Raw genomic sequence first — 3,132 nt, 5'->3', positions numbered from 1 at the left:
AGATTTACCAATAAATGGTTTTAATCTATCAATGTAAAGTGGTCTTTCGATGTATTCAGTCATTTCATCTATATTTTAAACTTCATACAAATATAGGAAATTCTTCAATCATAATTGAAAGTTTATCATGTAACTATTATTTCTTCAATTATAATTGAAATATTTGCCGAAAAATTAATATTCATCAATTATAGATGTAATGGGTATTCAGCTTGTTGGCAACGGTCACGTATATGAAACGTTGGGGGCTGCGGTGTGCGTCTTTGTCTGCCGTTACTAAAGTTGGTGCGGGGCAGAAAGGTTCGTGTAAATACTTAAACCCCAATATTTTATATATGATGTTAGCGTGTCGTTATTATAAATATCAAGATTTGTTAAATTTTTTTTAGTCAACGAAAAGGGAAAACTGTGAATAATTTATTTTTCCTGTCCATTCATTTGAATAATTATTACCGACTCTTATCCGCAATTTTGTTTGGTAATCACCTCTTGTTATATATGTTGATAATATTACAGAAAATTTCGGTGGTAAAAAATAGTTACTATCAATTGGTATTCCATGAATATTTGGTGAAGTAATTCTCCTCCAATTATTTAATGAATCTAAAGCCTCGACGATTAATGAAATGTTAGTATTGGAGTCCATCAATATTGTATCATTCAAATTGTTAGATATAATAATTGGAAATGCTTTGTAATATTCTTTATGATGTAAGTTATACTTCGAAATTTCGTTGATTGTATCTACTTTGACTGAAACTGACTTTTCTTTATGAATTGTTTTCTTATTGTGGCTATACCCAAAACTTTTTCTAAATTTTTCTAATGGGTGATTTCGATATTCAATCATAAATTCATCAAATAATTTCTTCTGCTGTATTGAATCAATTTCGATTACTTGTGAATTTTGGTCATCCTCAATTGTTAACCATTCAACTATTGTCGGCGGTGGTGGCGGTGGTATCGGGTAAAGGAATAATTTATGGTCAATTATTACTGTATCTTTTAAAATCCCCAAAAAGAGAATCGGGAAGTTTACTAACTCAAATTTGTATGATTCATAATATTTCTCATTTACAGAGATAGTGTCATGAATAACATATGCAGGCTGATTACCAGTTAAATAAATAGAATTACTCAAAAAAAGTGCGAAACATAATATTCTTACCAATTTTCTATTAAAATCAGACTTTGTATTATATGTATTATTTAGCAAGGTCACTTTGTTAATAATTTATTTTGAGATGAATTTATAAATTAACTTTCAGGAATCGGTTTACCTCTAAAATTCAATTCTTTAAAATTTAACATAACTCATATTAATCTTCTCAGAAGTGTTATAATTATCTTAATTAATACATTCCTTAGAGTAAGAATTAATTTCTGCATTTTTTAGGACGGGACAGAATGCACGCTAACGGTGACATATATGAAATGTTGGGGATTGCGGGCGTCATCACCGTCTGCCGTTACAAAAGTTGGTGCGGGGCAGAAAGGTTCGTGTAAACACCAAAACCCCAATATTTTATATATGATGTTGCAGGGCGTATTATTTTAACGCTAATTCAATTAAAGTCTTTTCTAACTGCGTTTCTCCTCTTTCAATCAGTGGTGTTGGTCTGTCTGCATTGTAGTCAACCAATTTTCCATCTTTATCGAATATCATGTAGCAGGGAACCCAATTTATTTCCATAAACTTATGTAATCTTGAATCAAACCCATTTACCATAACAAAATGGTTCTTATCCGTAAAGGTGACTTCGAATACTTGACCCCAATTATTCTTATTTATTTGTTCTACTGACACATAAACAAATTCAATTGGTTTGTCTTCTAATTTATCCTTAAGTTTTCTAGAATATGGCATTGCTGCTCTACAAGGACCACAACCCATACCCCAAAAATCAAGATAGACCACTTTGCCTTTGTATTTTTCCATCATTTCTCCAAATGTTAAATGCACTCCACTAGTGTCAATAAGTTGAGAGGATGAAAACTCCGGATGTAATGGTTGTCCAATCAAAGAACGTTTTTCATTGAATTTATTTAAACCTGCGATAAAAGTGTTTTGTGCTAATTCTCCTTTCTCTATTTTGTGAAATTTTTCAATTGCAATCGTATCATACCTATCACGTGAGAATTCAGTAAGTATCCATTTAGTTAAAACATATTCTCTAGTTTTACCTTTCAATGAATCAAATAGTGCAATGTAGATTGCATCATTTCTTTTTATTGAGGTGTCAGATACGGTAATATCTAATGCTTTTTCAAAAAGTCTATTTCTAATATTGTGAATATAGGTTGAGCTAATAACTTTAGCATCATCAACATATTTTGAGAAATTGTCTAGTTCCGAATATTTGGTGGAAAGTTCAAGGGAGTCTATAGCCAAGTTATTATTATGGGCATATCTTCTTGGATAGTTTTGCAATAGGTTTTCATAAATTACCAGTGTTTCAATCTTATAGAATTCAATAAATTCCTTTTGAATTTTAACAGAATCTGCATAATCTTCAATAAAATCTATTCTTTTTTTCTTGAAATTAGATAATGATTCTAAAAACTCTTGAGGAGCCAATGTTCCTCTGTTGAATTCTCTATAGTATTCTCTGTCACTTAGTCCATGAATTTGGGAAAGATATAAAAAAGTATTCTTCTCGGCTCCTTTTCCAGAATATTCGATGGTGTCTGCATTCAATTTAATAAATAATTCATCTCCAGGTATCAAACAAATACTATAGTGATAATTTCCTGCTGATATTCTACCTTTTGCAATTCGTTCAATAGGAATTTCTACTGAGAATCTGGAATTACTGTCAATTTGCGCAATAAAAGTCTTTTGAATGCCCTGAATAGGGTTATCCACCAACCATTCAAACCTAACTTCTGTGGCACTTATCGATGAAATTTCTCCTTTGATTATGACAACATCATCCTCTTTATTCATGGAGCATGACATTACGATTAAAGTTATTAAAACAATGAGATTTCTCTTTTTCATAATTAAGTAGATTAGATTAAGTATTTTTTTGATTTTCTATTATGCCCTGCAACGTACCTGTGTATGACCAGTGGCTTTTTTGCGGGCTGCGTCCTTGTCCGCCGTTGCAAAAGTTAGCGCGGGGTAGGGGG

Annotated in this window: 2 protein-coding genes; both read right to left on the bottom strand. The window is 31.5% G+C overall.

All coding sequences use genetic code 11. The annotated features are described in order from the left end of the window. Positions 1-385: 385 nt before the first annotated feature. Positions 386-1,222, bottom strand: coding sequence for a hypothetical protein (locus B5X70_RS17505; RefSeq protein ID WP_079559195.1), 837 nt, complete (start codon positions 1,220-1,222; stop codon positions 386-388). Positions 1,223-1,549: 327 nt separating this feature from the next. Continuing rightward, entirely contained in the window at positions 1,550-3,001 is a 1,452-nt protein-coding gene (locus tag B5X70_RS17500; protein ID WP_079559194.1) for a TlpA family protein disulfide reductase, read from the bottom strand. Between the last annotated feature and the right edge of the window lie 131 nt (positions 3,002-3,132).

Source organism: Alkalitalea saponilacus (genome assembly GCF_900168165.1).
Taxonomy (GTDB): Bacteria; Bacteroidota; Bacteroidia; order Bacteroidales; family Marinilabiliaceae; genus Natronoflexus; species Natronoflexus saponilacus.
Note: the sequence above shows the minus strand (reverse complement) of the source record. Positions and strands in the feature narration are given on the sequence as shown.